General features: G+C 73.0%; 19 protein-coding genes. 12 read left to right on the forward strand and 7 right to left on the reverse strand.

What is annotated here, in order from left to right:
• The first annotated feature begins 353 nt into the window (after window positions 1-353).
• The gene (locus tag ACIRF9_RS27360; RefSeq protein WP_403827360.1) at window positions 354-1,727 is read left to right on the forward strand and encodes a cryptochrome/photolyase family protein; all 1,374 of its coding nucleotides are present in this window, start codon (window positions 354-356) and stop codon (window positions 1,725-1,727) included.
• A 25-nt stretch (window positions 1,728-1,752) separates the two neighbouring features.
• Here ACIRF9_RS27360 and ACIRF9_RS27365 read toward each other — a convergent pair whose 3' ends face one another.
• Window positions 1,753-2,688, reverse strand: coding sequence for a LysR family transcriptional regulator (locus ACIRF9_RS27365; protein WP_403827362.1), 936 nt, complete (start codon window positions 2,686-2,688; stop codon window positions 1,753-1,755).
• A gap of 125 nt (window positions 2,689-2,813) precedes the next feature.
• Here ACIRF9_RS27365 and ACIRF9_RS27370 point away from each other — a divergent pair, with 125 nt between their 5' ends.
• Window positions 2,814-3,509, forward strand: a complete 696-nt coding sequence (locus ACIRF9_RS27370; protein ID WP_403827364.1) for a type 1 glutamine amidotransferase domain-containing protein — start codon at window positions 2,814-2,816, stop codon at window positions 3,507-3,509.
• A 62-nt stretch (window positions 3,510-3,571) separates the two neighbouring features.
• On the opposite strand, the gene ACIRF9_RS27375 is transcribed toward ACIRF9_RS27370, so the two are convergent.
• Window positions 3,572-4,600, reverse strand: a complete 1,029-nt coding sequence (locus ACIRF9_RS27375) for a MerR family transcriptional regulator (RefSeq protein ID WP_403827366.1) — start codon at window positions 4,598-4,600, stop codon at window positions 3,572-3,574.
• Window positions 4,601-4,749: 149 nt separating this feature from the next.
• Here ACIRF9_RS27375 and ACIRF9_RS27380 point away from each other — a divergent pair, with 149 nt between their 5' ends.
• A complete protein-coding gene (locus ACIRF9_RS27380; protein WP_403827368.1) occupies window positions 4,750-5,349 on the forward strand; it encodes a sigma-70 family RNA polymerase sigma factor in 600 nt (199 codons plus the stop codon).
• 271 nt (window positions 5,350-5,620) lie between these two features.
• Window positions 5,621-6,061, forward strand: a complete 441-nt coding sequence (locus ACIRF9_RS27385; RefSeq protein ID WP_403827370.1) for an SPW repeat protein — start codon at window positions 5,621-5,623, stop codon at window positions 6,059-6,061.
• A gap of 72 nt (window positions 6,062-6,133) precedes the next feature.
• Here ACIRF9_RS27385 and ACIRF9_RS27390 read toward each other — a convergent pair whose 3' ends face one another.
• Window positions 6,134-6,901 carry an ArsR/SmtB family transcription factor gene (locus tag ACIRF9_RS27390; protein ID WP_403827372.1) on the reverse strand — a complete coding sequence of 256 codons (768 nt, stop codon included), beginning with the start codon at window positions 6,899-6,901 and terminating at the stop codon, window positions 6,134-6,136.
• Between the two features lie 100 nt (window positions 6,902-7,001).
• Here ACIRF9_RS27390 and ACIRF9_RS27395 point away from each other — a divergent pair, with 100 nt between their 5' ends.
• Entirely contained in the window at window positions 7,002-7,538 is a 537-nt protein-coding gene (locus tag ACIRF9_RS27395; protein WP_403827374.1) for a hypothetical protein, read from the forward strand.
• 21 nt (window positions 7,539-7,559) lie between these two features.
• Here the strand turns inward: ACIRF9_RS27395 and ACIRF9_RS27400 are convergent, their stop codons facing one another.
• Window positions 7,560-9,014 (reverse strand): hydrolase, encoded by a 1,455-nt coding sequence (locus ACIRF9_RS27400; protein WP_403827376.1) that lies wholly within the window; start codon window positions 9,012-9,014, stop codon window positions 7,560-7,562.
• Window positions 9,015-9,311: 297 nt separating this feature from the next.
• On the opposite strand from ACIRF9_RS27400, the gene ACIRF9_RS27405 reads away from it, so the two are divergent.
• The 3 genes from ACIRF9_RS27405 to ACIRF9_RS27415 all read left to right on the forward strand — a co-directional run bounded on the left by ACIRF9_RS27405 (window position 9,312) and on the right by ACIRF9_RS27415 (window position 11,441).
• Window positions 9,312-9,575: a GlsB/YeaQ/YmgE family stress response membrane protein gene (locus ACIRF9_RS27405; RefSeq protein ID WP_403827378.1), complete on the forward strand. Its 264-nt coding sequence runs from the start codon at window positions 9,312-9,314 to the stop codon at window positions 9,573-9,575.
• 307 nt (window positions 9,576-9,882) lie between these two features.
• Window positions 9,883-10,296, forward strand: coding sequence for a YciI family protein (locus ACIRF9_RS27410; RefSeq protein ID WP_403827380.1), 414 nt, complete (start codon window positions 9,883-9,885; stop codon window positions 10,294-10,296).
• The gene (locus ACIRF9_RS27415) at window positions 10,296-11,441 is read left to right on the forward strand and encodes an RNA polymerase sigma factor (protein WP_403827753.1); all 1,146 of its coding nucleotides are present in this window, start codon (window positions 10,296-10,298) and stop codon (window positions 11,439-11,441) included. The genes ACIRF9_RS27410 and ACIRF9_RS27415 overlap by 1 nt, the downstream gene beginning before the upstream one ends.
• A 16-nt stretch (window positions 11,442-11,457) precedes the next feature.
• On the opposite strand, the gene ACIRF9_RS27420 is transcribed toward ACIRF9_RS27415, so the two are convergent.
• Window positions 11,458-12,234, reverse strand: a complete 777-nt coding sequence (locus ACIRF9_RS27420; RefSeq protein WP_403827382.1) for a GNAT family N-acetyltransferase — start codon at window positions 12,232-12,234, stop codon at window positions 11,458-11,460.
• Between the two features lie 120 nt (window positions 12,235-12,354).
• Between ACIRF9_RS27420 and ACIRF9_RS27425 the strand changes: the two genes are divergently transcribed.
• Complete coding sequence (locus ACIRF9_RS27425; protein WP_403827384.1) at window positions 12,355-12,831, forward strand: nucleoside deaminase; 477 nt, start codon at window positions 12,355-12,357, stop codon at window positions 12,829-12,831.
• 54 nt (window positions 12,832-12,885) lie between these two features.
• Here the strand turns inward: ACIRF9_RS27425 and ACIRF9_RS27430 are convergent, their stop codons facing one another.
• Complete coding sequence (locus ACIRF9_RS27430) at window positions 12,886-13,590, reverse strand: chaplin family protein (RefSeq protein ID WP_403827386.1); 705 nt, start codon at window positions 13,588-13,590, stop codon at window positions 12,886-12,888.
• Window positions 13,591-13,848: 258 nt separating this feature from the next.
• On the opposite strand from ACIRF9_RS27430, the gene ACIRF9_RS27435 reads away from it, so the two are divergent.
• Complete coding sequence (locus ACIRF9_RS27435; protein WP_403827388.1) at window positions 13,849-15,522, forward strand: alpha/beta hydrolase; 1,674 nt, start codon at window positions 13,849-13,851, stop codon at window positions 15,520-15,522.
• Complete coding sequence (locus ACIRF9_RS27440; protein ID WP_403827390.1) at window positions 15,523-16,986, forward strand: glutamate synthase-related protein; 1,464 nt, start codon at window positions 15,523-15,525, stop codon at window positions 16,984-16,986.
• A gap of 63 nt (window positions 16,987-17,049) precedes the next feature.
• Here ACIRF9_RS27440 and ACIRF9_RS27445 read toward each other — a convergent pair whose 3' ends face one another.
• Complete coding sequence (locus tag ACIRF9_RS27445; protein WP_403827392.1) at window positions 17,050-17,820, reverse strand: alpha/beta fold hydrolase; 771 nt, start codon at window positions 17,818-17,820, stop codon at window positions 17,050-17,052.
• A gap of 198 nt (window positions 17,821-18,018) precedes the next feature.
• Between ACIRF9_RS27445 and ACIRF9_RS27450 the strand changes: the two genes are divergently transcribed.
• Window positions 18,019-19,113: a chemotaxis protein gene (locus tag ACIRF9_RS27450; protein ID WP_403827394.1), complete on the forward strand. Its 1,095-nt coding sequence runs from the start codon at window positions 18,019-18,021 to the stop codon at window positions 19,111-19,113.
• Window positions 19,114-19,141 lie beyond the last annotated feature (28 nt).

Here is a 19,141-nt window from a genome sequence, read left to right on the forward strand (position 1 = left end):
GAACCACCCCCGCCACAGGCGGACACCCCGCCCGAGAACCACCCCCGCCACAGGCGAACACCCCGCCCGAGAACCACCCCCGCCACAGGCGAACACCCCGCCCCGCCACAGCCCGGCACCCGCCCCGCAGGCCCGCATACGCCACAGCCTCCCGCCCGGCCCCGCCCCATACCTCACCTCGCCGGACAGCTCACCGCCCCGCCTCAGCCCGACGCCCCGCGGCACGCCTCGCCACCCGCCCGCACCACCCGCCCGCCCGAAAACCCACGCCGTGCGCCCGCAGGCGCATCCGCCGGACCCCGTTGGGCGGAAGCGGGAGGTAGTCCGAAATCCCCTCTCCCGGAGCGCCGCCCATGAACGTCTCGGTCGTCCTGTTCACCTCCGACCTGCGGCTGCACGACCACCCTCCGCTGCGGGCGGCCCTCGACGGGTCGCGTGAGGTGGTGCCGCTGTTCGTGCGCGACCGGGCGGTGGACCGCGCGGGATTCACCGCTCCGAACCGGCTCGCCTTCCTCGCCGACTGTCTGCGCGATCTCGACGCGGGTCTGCGGCAGCGGGGCGGCCGGCTGGTGGTGCGGTCCGGGAACCTGGTGGAGGAGGTGTGCCGGGTGGCCGGCGAGGCGGACGCCGACGAGGTCCACCTGGCGGCGGACGTGAGCGCGCACGCCCAGCGCCGTGAGGAGCGGCTGCGCCGCGCGCTGGAGGCGGAAGGCGTGCGTCTGCACGTTCACGGCACGGTGACGACCGCGGTGGACCCCGGTGTGCTGGCCCCGGGCTCCTCCGACCACTTCGCGGTCTTCACGCCCTACTTCCGGCACTGGTCGCGGCACCGGCTGCGGGAGGCGTTCGGTGCGCCCAGGGTCGTACGGGTACCGGAGGGCGTCGGCACGGAGGAGCTGCCCGACCGCAAGGCCCTGTCCGGCGTGTCGTCGGCGTTGGCGCCGGGCGGCGAGACGGGGGGCCGTACGCGCCTGGCCGCCTGGCTGCGTTCGGGCGTCGCCGCGTACGAGGACCGGCACGACGACCTGGCCGGCGACGCGACGTCCCGGCTCTCACCGCATCTGCACTTCGGCACCCTCTCCCCCGTCGAGCTCGTGCACCGGGCGCGGTCGGCCGGCGGGCCGGGCGCCGAGGCGTTCGTACGGCAGGTGGCCTGGCGCGACTTCCACCGCCAGGTGCTGGCGGCCCGGCCGGACGCGGCGACCGCGGACTACCGCACCAAGCACGACCGCTGGCGTTCCGAGCGCACGGCCGGCGAGGACGTCGCGGCCTGGCGGGAGGGCCGTACCGGCTACCCGGTGGTGGACGCGGCGATGCGGCAGCTGCGCCACGAGGGCTGGATGCACAACCGGGGACGGCTGCTGACGGCGAGTTTCCTCACCAAGACGCTGTACGTCGACTGGCGCGTCGGAGCCCGGCACTTCCTGGAACTGCTGGTCGACGGGGACGTGGCCAGCAACCAGCTCAACTGGCAGTGGATGGCCGGCACCGGCACCGACTCCCGGCCCAACCGGGTCCTCAACCCCGTCACCCAGGCGAAGCGCTACGACCCCGACGGGGCGTACGTACGGCGCTGGGTCCCCGAACTGGCGGAGCTGGAGGGTCCGGCGGTGCACGAGCCGTGGAAGCTGCCGGGGCTGGAGCGGGCGGCCTTCGACTACCCGGACCCGGTGATCGACCTCGCCGACGGGCTGGCCCGCTTCAAGCGGGCGCGCGGACGCGACTGAGGAGCCCGGCGCCGGGCGTACGCCCTCACCAGCCGGGTCCGGCGCTCAGCAGCAGTTCGCGGACCCGGCGTACGTCGGGGTTCTCCACGGCGCCGGGGCGCTGGACGAGGTAGCCGGTGTTGATCGGCGGGTCGTCCGGGGTGTGCAGGGGGACGAGGGCGCCGGAGGCCAGCTCGTCGAGGCAGAGGTAGCGGGGCAGCACGGTGAAACCGGCGCCGGCGACGACCGCGGCCAGTACCCCGCGCAGATCGGGCACGGTGAGCGCGGCGGGGCAGGACAGACGCCGGCCGAAGACGTGCCGCCAGTAGCGGCGGGCGATGGGCAGGTCCTCGGCGTACGTCACCAGGGGCACGGAGTGCAGTGCGGAGGGTCCCTCGGCGGCGAGCCGTCCGCGCAGCCGTTCGGCCCAGGACGGGGCGGCGACCAGGACGAACTCCTCGTCGGTCAGCGGGACGGCGGTGAGGGCGCGGCCACGGGGACGGAGGGTGGCGACGACCAGGTCGTGCCGTCCCGCGCGGAGCTCCTCCAGCAGGTGGTCGGTCAGCCCGGTCGCGACCCGCAGCCGGACGCCCTCGGCCACGAGCGGGGCGAGGGCGGGCAGCACGCGGGTGCACAGCAGTTCGGCCGGCCCCGCCAGATGCACGGGGTCGGCCCGGCCCGCCCGCGCCGGGTCCGGGCCGGTGACGGCGGCGAGTTCGTCGAGGGGCGCGGCGACCCGGGCGGCGAGCTCGTCGGCGACGGCCGTCGGGGCGACACCGCGCGGGAGCCGTTCGAACAGCTCCCGTCCGGCCTGGCGTTCCAGGGTGCGCATCTGGGTGGTCACCGTCGGCTGGGACAGCCCGAGCAGCTGCGCCGCTCCGGTGAACGAGCCCGAGCGGTACACGGCGAGGAAGGTGCGCAGGAGATTGAGGTCCAGGTGGTCGGTGTGCTCCACGGCCCCGATTATTCCTGCTCCTGCCATAGCTTGGCCTATGTCCGGCATTGAAATCCTCATTGGATTCCTATGCGTCGCCGATCTAGGTTCGAGGTACGCACACACCGACGCTCCACAGCCGGAGCGCCGGCCGAACCCTTCCGGAGACCCCCATGGCCAAGATCCTCTTCGTGATGACCGGCAGCGACCGCTGGACGCTCGCCGACGGCACCCAGCACCCCACCGGTTTCTGGGCGGAGGAGGCCGTCACGCCCTACGAGGCCTTCCGCGCGGCGGGCCACGAGGTGGTCGTCGCCACGCCCGGCGGTGTGGTGCCGCCGGTGGACAAGGGCAGCCTGGCCGCCGAGGCCAACGGCGGCCAGGAGGCGGCCGACCGGATCGCCGGGGCGCTCGCGGGGATGACGGAACTGCAGCGGCCGGTGCGGCTGGAGGACGTGGATCTCGCCGACTACGCGGCCGTCTTCTACCCCGGCGGGCACGGCCCGATGGAGGACCTGGCCGTCGACCCCGTCTCCGGCCGGGTGCTGGTCGAGACGCTGGGCTCGGGCAAGCCGCTCGGTGTCGTCTGCCACGGGCCGGCCGCGCTCCTGGCCGCCGTGACGCCGGACGGCTCCAACGCCTTCGCCGGCTACCGGGTGGCCGCCTTCACCAACGCGGAGGAACTGCTGGCCGGCCTCGGCGAGAAGGCGAAGTGGCTGCTGCAGGACCGGCTGACCGAGGCGGGCGTGGACGTACGGGTGGGCGAGCCGTGGGCGCCCCACGTGGTCGTCGACCGCAACCTGGTCACCGGCCAGAACCCGGCCTCGTCCGCCCCGCTCGCGGCGGAACTGCTGAAGAAGCTGGGCTGACGGTGAACGAATGAACGAGCGAGGGCCCGTCAGCCTGCTGACGGGCCCTCGTGCCGCCTGCCTCACGCGGCGTCGTACACCCCGGCCAGCGTGTCGAGGGCGTCGTCCAGTCCTGTCGGCCGGGGCAGGCCGGGGGCGGGGCGGCCGGCCCAGCCGGGGCCGCCGAGCACCACGGCCGGCGTGCGGCGGGCCCCGCGTACGCCCCAGCGGGTCGCCGCGACGTGCCGGGCGAGGGCCAGGCTGGCGGTGGAGCGGGCCTGGGCCCACAGGACGACGGCCACCGGGCCCAGCCGCCGGACGGCCGCGGACAGTGCCTCCGCGGGCACGGCCGCGCCGAACATCCGGGTGGGCACGTCGAGTCGGCTGAGTCCGGCGTTGAGCGCCTCCAGCGGCAGGGTGTGCTGTTCGCCCGGTACGCAGGCCAGGACCACCGGCCCCGGCCCGTCGGTGGCGTCCCGCGGTACGGCGGGCCGGGTGGCCCGGCGCAGGGCGGTGGAGACGTGCCAGGACAGCAGGTGCTCGACCTCGACGTACCGGTCGCCCGACGAGGCCCACTTGCGTCCCACGGCGTGCAGCGTCGGCACCATCACCTCGTGCCAGGCATCGGTCAGGCCGTGCCGCTCGACGGCCGTGGTCAGCTGCTCGGCGACGGCCGGTGCGTCGAGCCGTACGGCGGCGCGGGCCAGCCCCCGGCACTCCTGCCGGACGTCTCCGGCCAGCGGAAGCCCGCCGGCTGCCCCGGCCCGCTCCCGCGCACCACCTGTCGGCTCCTCCGCGGGCGCCGCGGCACCGCGCCTCCCGGTGAGGTCGGTCCGGGCGCCCTCCTTTCCGGCGCGGGCCGCTTCGGCACCTTCCCGCGCGGCGCGGGCGGCCTCGGCAGGCGGCACTCCGGCCGAGGTCAGCCTGCACATCGTCTCCAGTACGGCCACGTCGCCCGGCCGCCAGCGGCGGTGGCGTCCGTCCGCGCGGACGGCGGGGCCGATGCCGTAGCGCCGGTCCCAGGAGCGCAGGGTGGTGGGTGCCACGCCCAGGCGGCGGGCCAGGGCGCCGGTGGTCAGGCCGGTGTCGTCGGAGGCGGTGGAGTCGCTCATACCCCGACCATACGGTGGCGATACGACGCAGAAACGACGCGTGTTGAGACACCCTTCGCGCGGCTCGCACGATGACCTCACGGGGCACGCCCCGCAGGACGTTCCGCACCGGCCCGGGGAGGGGCCGCCCGACGTGAGGAGCCGTCGTCATGAGCCCGCAGCCACCCCTCGCCGTACCGCCCGTACGCGTGACCGCCGGGGAGCCGCTCGCCGACGAGGAGATCGCCCGTGGTCTGGTGGCGGGTGACGAGGCCTGTCTCGCCGCCGCCTACCGCCGCTGGTCCGCCCTGGTGCTCACGCTGGCCCGGCGTTCGCTGGGGGACGCCAAGGAGGCCGAGGACGTCAGTCAGCAGGTGTTCCTGGGGGTGTGGCGGGGCCGTGCGGGCTACCGGCCCGAGCGCGGCAGCCTGGGCGGCTGGATCGTGGGGATCACCCGGCGCAGGATCGCCGACTCCCTGGCTGCCCGGACGCGTCGCCTCCACCTCGTCTCCGCGGCCGGCTCCGTGCTCGTCCTCGACGACCCCGACCGGGACCGCCCCGAGGCCGCTCTCGACCGCGTCCTGGTGCGCGGCGAGCTCGCCCGGCTCCCGGCGCCGCAACAGCGCGTGCTGCGGCTGACGTTCTACGAGGACCTCACCCAGACCCAGATCGCGGAGCGCACCGGCTGGCCCCTGGGCACCGTCAAGAGCCACGCCCGGCGCGGCATGCAGCGGTTGCGGGTCCGCCTGGAGCCCGCCGGAGAGGGCTGACGCCCCCACCCTTCCATCCCTCGAATTGACTTTCGACGCACAAACGCTGCAATCCCGCACCCAGACGGATGTGACCTTCCCGGCGCCTCCGCGCATCCGAACCGCGTCCCCCCGCGGAAGCACCTGTCGGGGTCGGTGCTCTCCGGGGACGGTCCACACCCCCCTCCGACCTCTACACATAAAGGCGGAATAAGCGCAGAATGTCGGTGCGCGGCGCTTACCGCACACCGCAGAAGACGCGGTCGGGCCAGCAAGTCGAAGGAGACGAGTGATGGCCAACGTCTCGCCAGGAAGAAGTGACATATCGACCCACCCTGACGTATCCGAAATGCGGGCCCGCTACGAGCGCATGCTCGGCGGCCGCGACGTGGCGCTCGTGGACGGACCGGTGTTCCTGCTCGGTCTGTACTGCGCCGTTTCCCCGTGGGTACTCCACTACTCCAGCAGTCAGCCCGCCCTCATGACCCACAACCTGATCGTCGGTGTCGCGATCGGTCTACTGGCCCTCGGGTTCACCGCCGCTCCGGCCCGTATGTACGGCCTGAGCTGGGCCATGTGCGCGCTCGGCGTCTGGATGATCATCGCGCCGTGGATCGTCGGGGACAGCCCGGACGCCGGCGTGGCGGTGAACAACATCATCATCGGCGCCCTGGCAGTGATCCTGGGCATGATGTGCGCCTTCACGGCGGCGAGGAGCGCCCCGCGTACGTAGCCCCCACTCCCCCGGAACCAGAACGGCGGCCCGCCGGCCCGCGCACGCGGGGCGGCGAGCCGCCATTTCGCGTCAGTGACCGGGCACCGACCACGGTTCCTGCGGCAGCGGGCTGCCGGTCTCCAGGAGCGACTTGAGGTTGGACAGCACCGCCGGCCAGCCGCCCGAGACGTCGGCGAGTTCGCCCTCGTCGTTGAGGTCCTCATGGGTGACGGTGAGGCGGACGATGTCGGCGTGCGGACGGACGTCGAAGGTGACGCGGGAGTGCCGGTCCTGGCGGCCCTCCTCGTCGGGCGCGGCCCAGGTGGTGACCAGCCGGGTCGGACGCTCGCTCTCCACGACGGTGCCGACGACGTCGGCGATGCCGGAGCCGTCGGTGCGCACGTGTTCCCAGCGCGAGCCCGGCCGCCAGTCGGAGACGTTGCCGTGCCCCCAGTAGACGGCGGTGAGGTCGGCGTCGGTGAGGGCGTCCCAGACCTGCTCGGGCGTACTGGCGATATAGGTGACGTAGACGAATGTGGGCTTGTCGGTCATGGCTTCCTCGGCTCGTCGCTTGACGTCCGAGAGCACGCGCAGCCGCGGGCGCTCGAACTTGTCGATCCACCGTTCCTGGATCTCGTGGAGCGGGACCGGGTTGAGGTAGTGCAGCTTCTCCCGCCCCCTCCGCACCGTCGCGACCAGGTTGGCGGCCTCCAGCACGGCCAGGTGCTGCGTCACCGACTGACGTGTCATGTCGATCCGCTCGCACAGCTCGCCGAGCGTCTGCCCGTTGTGCTCGTGCAGCCGGTCCAGCAGGCGCCGGCGCGTGTCGTCGGCCAGCGCCTTGAAGACCTTGTCCATGGCCGGGTCCGTCCCCGGCTCGTCTCCCGATCGCACACTCAACGTTATGCAGGCAATTACCTGCATGTCAATCCCGGGAGTGTTCGACCAGGCTGATCGCATGCATCATGCGGAAGCTCTGCTCATCGGCGGACGCGCCGGGGTCGGCAAGACGACGGTGGGATGGGAGGTCTCGGCGCGGCTGCGGGCGACCGGAGTCCCTCACGCCGTGATCGACGGGGACTTCATGGGCCAGGTGCACCCGGCCCCCGAGGGTGATCCCACCCGGGCCGTCATCGGGGAGCGCAATCTGACCGCCGTGTGGGGGAACTACGCCGAGCTCGGCCACCGGCGGCTCGTCTACACGAACACGGTGTGCGTCCTGGACGAGTCGGCGGGTTCGTTCCGGCGGGCCATGGGAGACGGCGTGCGGCTCGTGCGGGTGCTCCTGACCGCCACCGACGAGACCGCCGAACAGCGGCTCACCGGGCGGGAGCTGGGATCGGAACTGGCGAGCGAACTGACCGGGAGCATCCGCAAGGCGCGGCTGCTCGACGAGCGGGCACCCGCGGACGCCCACCGGGTGACGACCGACGGGCGGTCGGTCCCCGACATCGCCCGCGAGCTGGTCGCCCTCACCGGTTGGGTCGCCCCGTAGGACGACCCGACCGGACCCGCGTCAGGCGACGTTGAGCGCCGTGTCGTCGATGACGAAGGACGTCTGGAGGGTGGAGCCCTCGGTGCCGGTGAACTTCAGGGTGACCGTCTGGCCGGCGTAGCTCGCCAGACTGAAGCTGCGCTGGGTGTAGCCGCTGGCGGCGTTGAGGTTGGAGTAGGTCGCGAGCGTGCTCAGGACGGTTCCGGAGCTGTTGAGGACCTGGACCTTGAGGGTGTCGTACGCCGTGCTGGTGGTGGTCTCCGCCGTGTCGATGTGCAGGTAGAAGCTGAGCGTGGCGGTGGTGCAGGCGGACGGGATGGTCACCGACTGGGAGAGCGTGTCGGTGGTGGCGGTGCCGTAACCGTCGAGCCAGGCGTAGTAGGAACCCGTACGGGCCGACTGGCTGGAGGAGTTGGTGATGACACCGCTCGTGGCGCTCCAGGTGGTGGCGCCGGACTCGAAGCCGTTGTTGCCGAGGAGCTGCGCGGAGGTGCAGGAGCCCGAACCGCCGTCGTCACCGCCGTCGTCGCCGCTCGCTCCGGAGAGCCACTCGGTGGCGTTCAGGGCGAGCGCGGCATTGGTGGCGCCGGAGTCGTTCCAGCCGTCGTAGAGGGTGTTGCCGGACTGGCCGGTGTCGTCGTCGATGGGCGAGCTGTCGCCCCAGAAGGCGACGCGGCCGCTGCCGAAGGTGCTGGTGGCGAAGAAGGCGCCGGTGTTCCCGGAGTAGCCGGTGCGGTAGAGCAGGCCCTTGACGCTGGAATTGTCGGCCGGCTTGAGGGTGGCCGTCGTACCGCTGGCGATGAGGCTCTTGGTGACGGTGCCGAAGGAGCCGTGCAGGACCGGGTTGCTGCTGTCGCTGATCGCCGAGGGGTAGTCGGAGCTGATGCTGAGCGAGTCGATGGAGAAGCCGAACGGGTCGGTGGAGTCGACGCTGTTGTTCGTCATCAGGTCGTTGAGGATCTCGACCGCGTCCTCGCCGTCGTTGTTGCGGTCGGCGCCGGTGTGGTCGGAGATCATGAAGAGGCCGCCGCCGTTCTTCACGAAGTTCATGATCGCCGTCTTCTCGGCGGTGGTGAAGAGGGTGTTCGGCTCCGGCAGGACCAGCGTGTCGAAGTTCGACAGGTCGGTCGTCGCGCTGCCGCCGTACGTCAGGCTGGAGCCCGAGGGCAGCGTCTTCAGGCTGTAGTCGCCGGTCTTCTGCAGGGCGACGCCCCAGGACGAGATGGCGCCGGTCCAGTCGGTCTCGGCGGAGGGCGAGGAGTCCTCGCCGAGCGGGTCGGGCTGGCTGGTGGAGATGATCCAGTCGGCGTTGCCGGCCGTCTCGGCGTGGGCGTTGTCGAACAGGATGCGGTGGGGGGTGGCCGCGTGGGCGGGGGTGGCGGTGGTGCTGACCTGGAGGGCGGCTCCGGTGACGAGCAGTCCGAAGCCGGCCAGGACGGTGGTGACCTTACGGCGGGATCTCTGTGATCCAAGCATCCGGCGAACCTCCGTGAAGGGTGGGGAGACGAGGGTGCGGGCGCCGATCTGCGCGCGTAGACCCCGCAGTGGAGGGTTCTACACGCGTGGAACGATTGAAAGGTACATGGCATGGCGGGGCCGTGAACAGAAAGCGCGGGCAATAACGCGGACGACGAGACCGACGACGAAACGGACGATTCCGTCGGCAATCGCCCCCGGTGGCAACCGGAACGGACTGCCCCACCCCGCAGCGGGCACAAGGACTACAGGAAGTACAAGGAGCACTACAACGGGCCTCGCAGAGGAGGGGCGGACATGGAGATCGACGGCATCATCAGCGCCATCTTCATCGGCATCGTCATCGGTGTCCTGGGCCGGCTCGTCGTTCCGGGCCGCCAGCGCATCGGCGTCCTGTGGACGATCCTGGTCGGCATCGTGGCCGCGCTCATCGGTTCGGCCATCGCCGCGGGCCTGGGCGTGGCCGACACCAAGGGCGTCGACTGGGTCGAGTGGCTCATCCAGATCGCTCTCGCCGCGGTCGGCGTGACGGCACTGGACCGGTCGAAGGCGCGCCGCTGACCACGCCGCGCCGATGACGGCGCCGGACACCGGCCGGCCGGACACCGCCGCCCGCACCGCCGTCACGCACACCCGGCGTCGGGCGAGCGGGGTCGGCCCGGCGTGCCCGCGGTCGGGGTACGACCCGGAGTGACCGCCGTCCTCGCTCGACCCCGGACGTGTGCCGCCAGGTGCCGCCGGATCCGCCGGATCCGGCGGATCCGCCAGAAAAAAACTTCGGCCGGAGATGTCGAGAAGCCGTGGCCCGCTCCGTCCCCGCTGTGAACGCGACGAAAATGAGTCGCACCAGCACCGAGGGAGACCCACCATGGCCAAGTACTTGCTGCTCAAGCACTACCGCGGCGCCCCGACCCCGGTCAACGACGTCCCCATGGACCAGTGGACGCCCGAGGAGATCTCGGCCCACATCCAGTACATGCGGGACTTCGCGGACCGGCTGGAGAAGACCGGCGAGTTCGTCGACGGCCAGGCGCTGGCCCCCGAGGGGAGCTGGGTCCGCTACGACGGTGAGGGGCGCCCGCCGGTCACCGACGGCCCGTTCGCCGAGACCAAGGACCTCATCGCCGGCTGGATGATCATCGACGTCGACAGCCACGAGCGCGCCGTCGAGCTGGCCGGGGAGCTGTCGGCCGCCCCCGGGGCGGGCGGGAAGCCGATCCACGAGTGGCTGGAGCTGCGCCCGTTCCTGACCGCGACGCCCACCATCACCGAGTGCCATTGATGAACGAGGCCCTGCTGAGGAGCCTCACGCCGAGCGTGCTGGCGATCCTCGTCCGCCGCGGAGCAGACTTCGCGGCGGCCGAGGACGCCGTGCAGGACGCGCTGGTCGAGGCGGTCCGCGTCTGGCCCGCCGACCCGCCGCGGGACCCCAAGGGCTGGCTGGTCACCGTCGCCTGGCGCCGCTTCCTCGACGCGACCCGCGCGGACACCGCCCGCCGCCGACGCGAGGACCGCGTCGACGAGGAGCCACCGCCCGGCCCCACGCCCTCGGCGGACGACACCCTCCAGCTCTACTTCCTCTGCGCACACCCCTCCCTCACCCCCTCCTCCGCCGTCGCGCTCACCCTGCGCGCTGTCGGAGGCCTCACCACCCGCCAGATCGCCCAGGCCTACCTGGTCCCCGAGGCGACCATGGCCCAGCGGATCAGCCGCGCCAAGCGCACCGTCTCCGGCGTGCGGTTCGACCGGCCCGGCGATGTCGCCACCGTGCTGCGCGTCCTCTACCTGGTCTTCAACGAGGGCTACTCCGGCGACGTCGACCTCGCCGCGGAGGCCATCCGGCTCACCCGGCAGCTCGCGGCCGCGATCGACCACCCCGAGGTGGCCGGGCTGCTCGCCCTCATGCTGCTCCACCACGCCCGGCGCGCCGCCCGGACCGCACCCGACGGCAGCCTCGTACCCCTCGCCGAGCAGGAGCGCGGCCGCTGGGACACCGCCTCGATCGCCGAGGGCGTCGAGATCCTCCAGGCCGCCTTGGCCCGTGACCGGCTGGGCGAGTTCCAGGCCCAGGCCGCCGTCGCCGCCCTGCACGCCGACGCGCCCACCGCCGAGGAGACCGACTGGGTGCAGATCGTCGAGTGGTACGACGAGCTCACCCGGCTGACCGACAGCCCCGTCGTCCGCCTCAACCGCGCGGTCGCCGTCGGCGAGGCCGACGGACCCCGCGCCGGCCTGGCGGCTCTCGCGGCACTGGACGACTCACTCCCCCGCCACACCGCCGTCGCCGCCTACCTCCACGAACGCGACGGCGACCTGCCGACGGCGGCACGCCTGTACGCCGAGGCGGCCCGCAAGGCACCCAACCTCGCCGAACGCGACCACCTGACCCGCCAGGCCGCCCGGCTCAACGCACGCCGGTCCCACTGAGGAGACCGGCAGGCCACTACGGCACGTAGACGTACGGCGTGGTCGTGGTCAGCGCGGCGAAGCCGAGGCGTTCGAGGATGGGCCGGCTCTGGTCGGAGGCGTCGACCTGGAGGTAGCGGTAGCCGCGTTCGGCGGCGATGCGGGCGCGGTGCGCGACCAGTGCGCGGTAGATGCCCCGGCCGCGCCAGGCCGGGACGGTGCCGCCGCCCCACAGGCCGGCGAACCGTGTGCCGGGGATCAGCTCCATCCGCGCCGAGCTCACCGGTTCGTCACCGGCGAGGACGACGAGGGCGACGATCGCGTCCGGGGCGGCGGCGAGCCGGGCGAGCACGAGGTCCCGCAGGAAGGAGGCATCATGGCCGAACGCCTTCTCGTTCGCCTCGACCATGAGCTCGACGCCCGCGCGGTCGGTCACGGGCACGATCCGCACACCGTCCGGCAGTGCGGCCTCGACGACCTGTTCGCTCGTCTCGCCGATCATCAGGGTCTCCTCCGGCTCGGCCGTGAACCCCGCGTCCGCAAGCCGTCGCCCCAGGTCGGCGGGCTGGTCGTGCCCATGCTGCTTCCACTCGAACTCCCTGTCGAGCCCGGTGAAGTAGGCGACCTGCTCGGCGATGGCCGCGTCGGCGCCCGCGGCGTCCAGGTCCGACCACAGGACGCCGTTCCAGCCGCCCTCGCCGCCGACGTGGCGGACCACGCCGCCGATCCGTTCGACGCGGGCGTCGGAGCTCTCGGGGCGGGCGCCTTCGCGCATGTCCCGGTCGTACAGGGCGAGTATCGCGGCATGATCCATACGGCCACTCCAGCATCCCGGCGCCGCCCCCACAACGGAATTACCGCCGCCCGCCCCTCCTCTCGCGGCCTAGGCTGGGCCGCGCCGGAGATCGCCCCGCCGTGAGGAGAGCCGTACGCCATGATCGAGGACGCCGAGCTGCCGTATCTGCGCCGCTGTGTCGAGCTGGCCGGCGAGGCGCTGGAGACCGGGGACGAGCCGTTCGGGTCGGTGCTGGTCGGCGGGGACGGCACGGTGCTCGCCGAGGACCACAACCGCGTGGCGGGCGGCGACCGCACCCGACACCCCGAGTTCGAGCTGGCCCGCTGGGCGGCGGCCCGTCTGACGCCCGAGGAGCGGGCGGCGGCCACCGTCTACACCTCCGGCGAGCACTGCCCGATGTGCGCGGCGGCCCACGCATGGGTCGGCCTCGGCCGGATCGTGTACGTCGCCTCGTCCGCCCAGCTCGCCTCCTGGCTGGGCGAGCTGGGGGTGCCGGCCCCACCGGTGCGGACCCTGCCGGTCCATGAGGTCGCGCCCGGGGTGGTCGTGGAGGGGCCGGTTCCGGCGTTGGTCGAGGAAGTACGCGCGCTGCACCGGCGGTTCCACGGCGGCTGAGCGCGACCGCAGGTCCCCCGTTCGGCGGGGGCCTGCGGATCCCTCGGCCGCGGCTCAGCTCTGCGCGCTCGTCCGGAACCGGCGGTAGAGGACCGCTCCGGCCAGCACCATGGCCGCGCTGCCGGCGACGGCGGGCAGGGTCGCGTCGGCGCCCGTATGGGCGAGCGAGGACACGGTCCGCTCGGCCGCCGGGGCCTGGGGTGCCCGGGCGTGCGGGACGGTCTTCGGGCCCGACTCCGGGGCGGGACGCTGGGGCTCCGGCTCGGGAGCCGACGGCTGGCGGGTCGGGGGCACGGGCGCGGGCTTGCCCGGGTGGGGGTGCTTGTCGACCGGGCCGTTCACGGACTCGTTGCCGAACACCGGGTTCAGGATGCCGACGACGTCAACGCTGTTCCCGCTCGCGTTCACCGGCACGTCGACCGGCGCCTGCACCTCGTTGCCGGAGGCCACACCCGGCGATCCCTTGGCGTCACCGTGCGCGGTGGCTCCGGAGCCCGGTGCGTGCTTCGGCGCGCCGCCCTTGTTCGCGCAACTGTTGCCGAACGCGGGGTTCAGCAAGCCGACCACGTTCACGGTGTTGCCGCACAGGTTGACCGGGATGTTCACCGGCAACTGAACGCCGTTGCCGGAGGCCACGCCGGGCGAGCCGGCCGCGGTCCCGGCGGCGGTGGAGTCGGCGAACGCCGGCATCGCCACCGCGGCCATCGCGCCCGAGGCTGCTGCTACAGCGATCACACCGTTTCGGGTAGCCCGTCTCATGGGGTCTCTGCCTTCCAGACATGTCGCGGGCACTCGCCCGCACCAGATAAAACGCGGGCGAACCGACCAAGTTATGCCCAAACCACCATTCACCCCATCGGGCGCCTCTCGTCGAACGTCCTCGCACCGCCCGGAAAGGGGTCCCCCTCGTCTTCCCCCGGGGCGACCGCCCGTCCGGAGGCGAGCCCTCCGGAGGCCGCCTATCGTGAGCCGGGGCGCCGTATCCCGGTCCGCTGCGGGGCGCCCCTGGAGGCACTGATGCTGGCCATGCTGTCGACGCGGCCCGGACGGCGCCGCTGCGCGCTCGCCACGGGCGCCGCACTGACTCTGCTGGGCACAGGGCTGCCGACGGTGGGCACGAGGCTGCCGACGGCCGCCTCGGCCGACGACGACCGCTCGGGCCTGTCCCGCTTCTACGACCAGAAGGTCGCCTGGTCGGCGTGCGACGAACTCGACGGCGCCCCCGAGGACCTCCAGTGCGGCAAGGTGACCGTCCCGCTCGACTACGCGCACCCCGAGGCGGGCACCCTCGACCTGGCCATCGCCCGCTACCGGGCCACCGGCGACAAACGGGGCTCGGTGCTGCTGAACTTCGGCGGCCCCGGTGGTCCCGGGGTGCCCGAGCTCGCCTACGGCGGCAAGGAGTTCATGGAACTCACGGACGACTACGACGTGGTGTCCTTCGACCCCCGGGGCGTCGGCCGCTCCTCACCGGTCAGCTGCGGGGACGCGGAGGGCGGTGAAGGGCTCGGCGCCCTGGACTACGACTCCGCGCTCGACGATCCCCGGGCGCTGATGGCCAAGCTGAAGCGGGCGGCGGCCGACTGCGAGAAGAACTCCGGGCCCGTCCTGCCGCACATCGGCACGATCGACGCGGCCCGGGACATGGACGTCATGCGCCAGGCACTGGGCGACAAGAAGCTCAACTACCTGGGTTTCTCGTACGGCACCCGGCTCGGCGCGGTCTACGCGGCCCGGTTCCCGGACAAGGTGGGCCGGCTGGCCCTCGACGGCGTCGACACCCTCACCGAGCCGCTCGCCGAGCAGGGACTCGCGAGCGCCCGGGGCCAGCAGGTGGCCCTGGAGGACTTCGTCAACTGGTGTGTGAAGGACATCGCCTGCCCGTTCGGCCAGGACGCGCGGACGGCCCGCGAGGGGGTGGTCCGGCTGGTCCGCTCGCTCGACGAGGATCCGCTGCCGACGGACTTCGGCGCCGACTTCACCGGCCAGGACCTGGTGGCCGCCCTCGGGCAGGGCCTGTACAGCAAGGAGCTGTGGCCCTCGCTGGAGCGGGCGCTCGCCCAGCTCGTCGAGGACGGCGACGCCAGCGGTGTCATGGCCTTCGCCACCGGCGGCATGACCTTTCCTCCGGTACGGCCCCCGGTCACCGCTTCGACACGGGCCTCGGGCACCTCCTCGACACGGCCCCCGGGCGGCACCGAGCCTTCCCCCACTCCCCTGGTCGACCCCGAGGACATCCCCCTCGACAACCTGCCCGCCGCCTTCATGGCGATCAACTGCGCCGACAACCCCGACCGCCCCGGCGCCGAGCAGGTCGCCTCGGACCTCGAACGGCTGCGCGCCGACTACGACAAGGCCTCCCCGGTCTTCGGCCAGTACCGCCTGACCGAGGTCCTGCTCTGCTACGGCAGGCCCAGGGGCACCGACTTCATCCGCGACGAGGTGAAGGACCTGGACACCCCCAAGATGCTCCTCGTCGGCACCCGGGGCGACCCGGCGACGCCGTACCGCTGGACCGTGGAGACGGCCGAGCGGCTGGGCGACTCGGCCGTGGTGCTCGACAACAAGGGCGAGGGCCACACCGGCTACGGGTCGTCCAAGTGCGTGCACCGCAAGGTCGACGACTTCCTGCTGTACGGTTCCCTGCCGCCCAGCGGCAGTTCCTGCGGGCCCGACGTGGACGGCGGCTGAGTGCGCCGGTACGCGCCGTGGCTGCTCGTCGTCCTCTGCGCGGCCGGGGCGCTGGTCGCGTCGTCGGCCGTGTCCCCCCGGTGGTGGTACGCGGCCGGTCCGCTGCTCGCCCTGGCCGTCCTGGGCGCGTGGGACCTGGTGCAGCGCCGGCGCGCGCTGCTGCGCAACCATCCGCTGGTCGGCCGGCTGCGCCACCCGGTGCGGGAGCCGGCGAGCCCGCCCGGCACGGCACGGCACGCGTACGAGTTCTTCGTCCCGTCGACGAGCCCGCTCCCGCCGCCCGAGGAGGAGCCGAGGGTGCGGGTGGGCGGACCCGACTGCAGGCTGCCGTACGACATGGCGCTGCTGAACGGGTCCGCGATGAGCTTCGGGGCGATGTCCGCGCGCGCGGTCCGTGCCCTGAGCCGGGGTGCTGCGCTGGGCCGTTTCGCGCAGGACACCGGGGAGGGCGGGCTGTCGGACCACCATCTGCGCGGCGGCGGGGACCTCGTCTGGGAGATCGGCACGGGGTACTTCGGCTGCCGCACCTCCGACGGGGGCTTCGAGGCACGGGAGTTCGCGGACAAGGCGGCGCTGCCCGAGGTGCGGTGCGTGTCGCTGAAGATCTCGCAGGGCGCCGGTCCGGGCGGCGGCGGGGTGCTGCCGGGGGCCAAGGTGAGCGCGGAGATCGCGCGGGCACGGGGCGTGGTGCAGGGCCGGCCGGTGGTGTCGCCGCCGTACCACCGGGTGTTCTCGACGCCGCGTGAGCTGGTGCTGTTCCTGGCCCGGATGCGGGAGCTGGCGGGCGGCAAGCCGACGGGCGTCAAGTTGTGCGTGAGGTCGCGGCGGCAGGTCCTCGCGCTGTGCAAGGCCATGCTCGCGGAGGGCGTGACACCCGACTTCGTCGTGGTGGACGGGTCGGAGGGCGGAACGGGCGCCGGGCCGCCGGGGCGCGCGAAGCGGCCGGGGATGCCGCTCACCGAGGGGCTGATCACCGTGCACAACGCGCTCGTCGGCAGCGGTCTCAGGGACCGGATCCGGATCGGCGCGAGCGGCGGCGTCGCCACGGGCGCGGACGTCGTCAGACGGCTCGCCCAGGGCGCCGACTACACCAACGCGGCCCGCGCGATGATGTCCGCGCTCGGCTGCGTCCGGGCCGGCCGCTGTCATACCAACACCTGCCCGGTCGGCGTCGCCACCCAGGATCCGTGGCGGACCTGGGCCCTGGACGTCGGCGACAAGTCCCGGCAGGTCCACCGCTACCAGCGGGAGACGGTCCGCAGCGCGGTGCGGATCATGGCCGCGCTGGGCGTACCGGAGCCGGGGGCGCTCACCCCCGGGCACCTGTCACGTCGTACGGACGCGACGACGGTCCGCTCCTACGCCGAGCTGTACGAGTGGCTGGAGCCGGGCGCCCTGCGCGCCGGGCCGCCGGCCTCCTGGGCGGCGGACTGGGCCGCGGCGGACCCGGACGGCCCCGGCTGACGATCGGCTCGGCCGGGCCGGGCGGAGCTCGGCCCGGCCAAGCTCCGCTCAGCTCAGCTCAGCTCAGCTCACGAAGCGGTCGATCGCCGCCGTCAGCTCGGCCGGCTTCTCCACGGGCAGTTCGTGGCCGGCGTCCAGGATGCGCACGGTGGCGTCCGGGTACGCCTTCGCCATCCGCAGCATCTGCTGCACGGGCAGTTGGATGTCGTGGTAGCCGTGGATCATGAGGGTGGGGGCCTGGATCTCCCCGACCCGGTCCAGGACGTCGAAGGCCCGCATGGCGCCGTACAGCGTCATGACGACCTCGCGCGGGGTGTCGGCCGACGACTTGACGTACGCGCGGATCTCGTCGCGCGGGTAGCCGGGTGCGAACGCGCGCTGGATGTTGGCGGCGACGAACAGCTTGAAGGGCACGAGGGTGGAGGCGGCCATCAGCAGGCCCCGCCCCCGGTTGTACGCCATCCGGCCGATGGAGTTCACCAGGACCATGCGCTCCACCCGCTCGGGGTGGGAGAGGGCGACGGTCTGCGCGATCATCCCGCCCATCGAGTGGCCGATCAGGACGCACCGCTCGATCTTGAGGTGGTCGAGGACCGCGATCAGGTCCTTCGCCAGCTCCGCCACGGTCTTCACGCCCGCCCCGCTGCTCTCCCCGTGGCCGCGCAGGTCCAGCCGGACCACCCGTCGCTTCTCGGCGAAGTGGGCGATCTGGTGGTCCCAGCGACGCCGGTTCGCCGTCCAGCCGTGCACGAACACCAGGGGCACCGCGCCGCCGTCGCGCGGACCCTCGTCGTCGTACGTCAGGGCTGCGCCGTCGACTTCGAGCTGCGGCATGGTGGCCTCCTGCGGCATGTCCGGGTTACTGACGCGTACGGTAACCGGGAGCCGGGGTCGTCGTCACCGTCGCGCACCGAGGAAATCGAGGAAGGGCACGCCGGCGTGCCGACGCCTGGGCCAACGGAACGACCTGCTCACGACTTTGCCCGGGTTACCCCGAATGCCCCATGCGGGAAACGGTCCTATGGTGCTCATATGGAGCACGCACTCAGCCCCGCGACCCTCTCCGAACTGCGCCGTCCGCGCCCCTATCCCGCGGTGTCCGTGCTGACCCCCACGCACCGCCGGGAGCCGGACAACGCCCAGGACCGGGTCCGGCTGCGCAATGTCGTGGCCGACGCGAAGAAACAGCTGGAGTCCGACCCGGCGGTCACCCGTGAGCGGCGCGCCGACGTCGCCGAGCAGCTCGACCGTGCCCTCGCGGAGGTCGATCTGACGTACACCGAGGACGGTCTGGTGATCTTCGCCGCGCCGGGCGAGCACCAGGTCTGGTCGCTGGCCCGCCCCGTGCCGGAGCGGGTCGTGCTCTCGGACACCTTCCTCACCCGCAACCTGGTCTCCGCGCAGGCCGCCGAGCGGCCGTACTGGGTGCTGTCGGTCTCCGCCGACCGCGTCACCCTGTGGAGCGGCGGGCCGGACCGGGTCACCGAGGAGCACGCCGGCGGCTTCCCGCTGACCAGGGCGCAGGAGAACTTCGACGCCGAACGCCGGGAGCAGATCGGCGACACCCCGAGCATGTTCCGCGACGAGGGCACCCGTCACTTCCTGCGCGACGCCGACACGGCGATGAACCGGCTGCTGCGGCTCGCCCCGCGGCCGCTGTACGTCACCGGTGAGCAGGCGGCGCTGTCGGCCCTCGACGAGATCGGCACCGTCACCAGGGCCGCGATGCACATCCCGCACGGCGGACTGTCGCACGGCACCCCGGAGGCGGTGTGGCAGGCGGTGCGGCCGACGGTCGCCGCCGAGGCGCGCAGGAGCGTGGACACGGTCAGCCGTGCCCTCGTATCGGCCCTCGGCCGCAAGGAGTTCGCGGCCGGCGTCGACGAGGTGTGGCAGAGCGCCCGGGAGGGCCGGGTCCGGCTGCTGGCCGTCGAGGAGAACTACCGGGTGACCGTACGCGACGACGGCGACCACCTGATCCCGGCCGTGAGCGGCGATCTCGACGCCCGCGAGGACATCGTGGACGAGATCGTCGAGCAGTGCCTGGAGACGGGCGCCGACGTGCGCTTCGTACCGGACGGCACCCTGGGCGACGCGGACGGCATCGCGGGCGTCCTGCGGTACTGAGGCCCGCCGGAGGGCACCGTCGCCCGCC

This window comes from Streptomyces sp. NPDC096132 (assembly GCF_044763345.1).
In the GTDB taxonomy this organism is placed as follows: domain Bacteria; phylum Actinomycetota; class Actinomycetes; order Streptomycetales; family Streptomycetaceae; genus Streptomyces.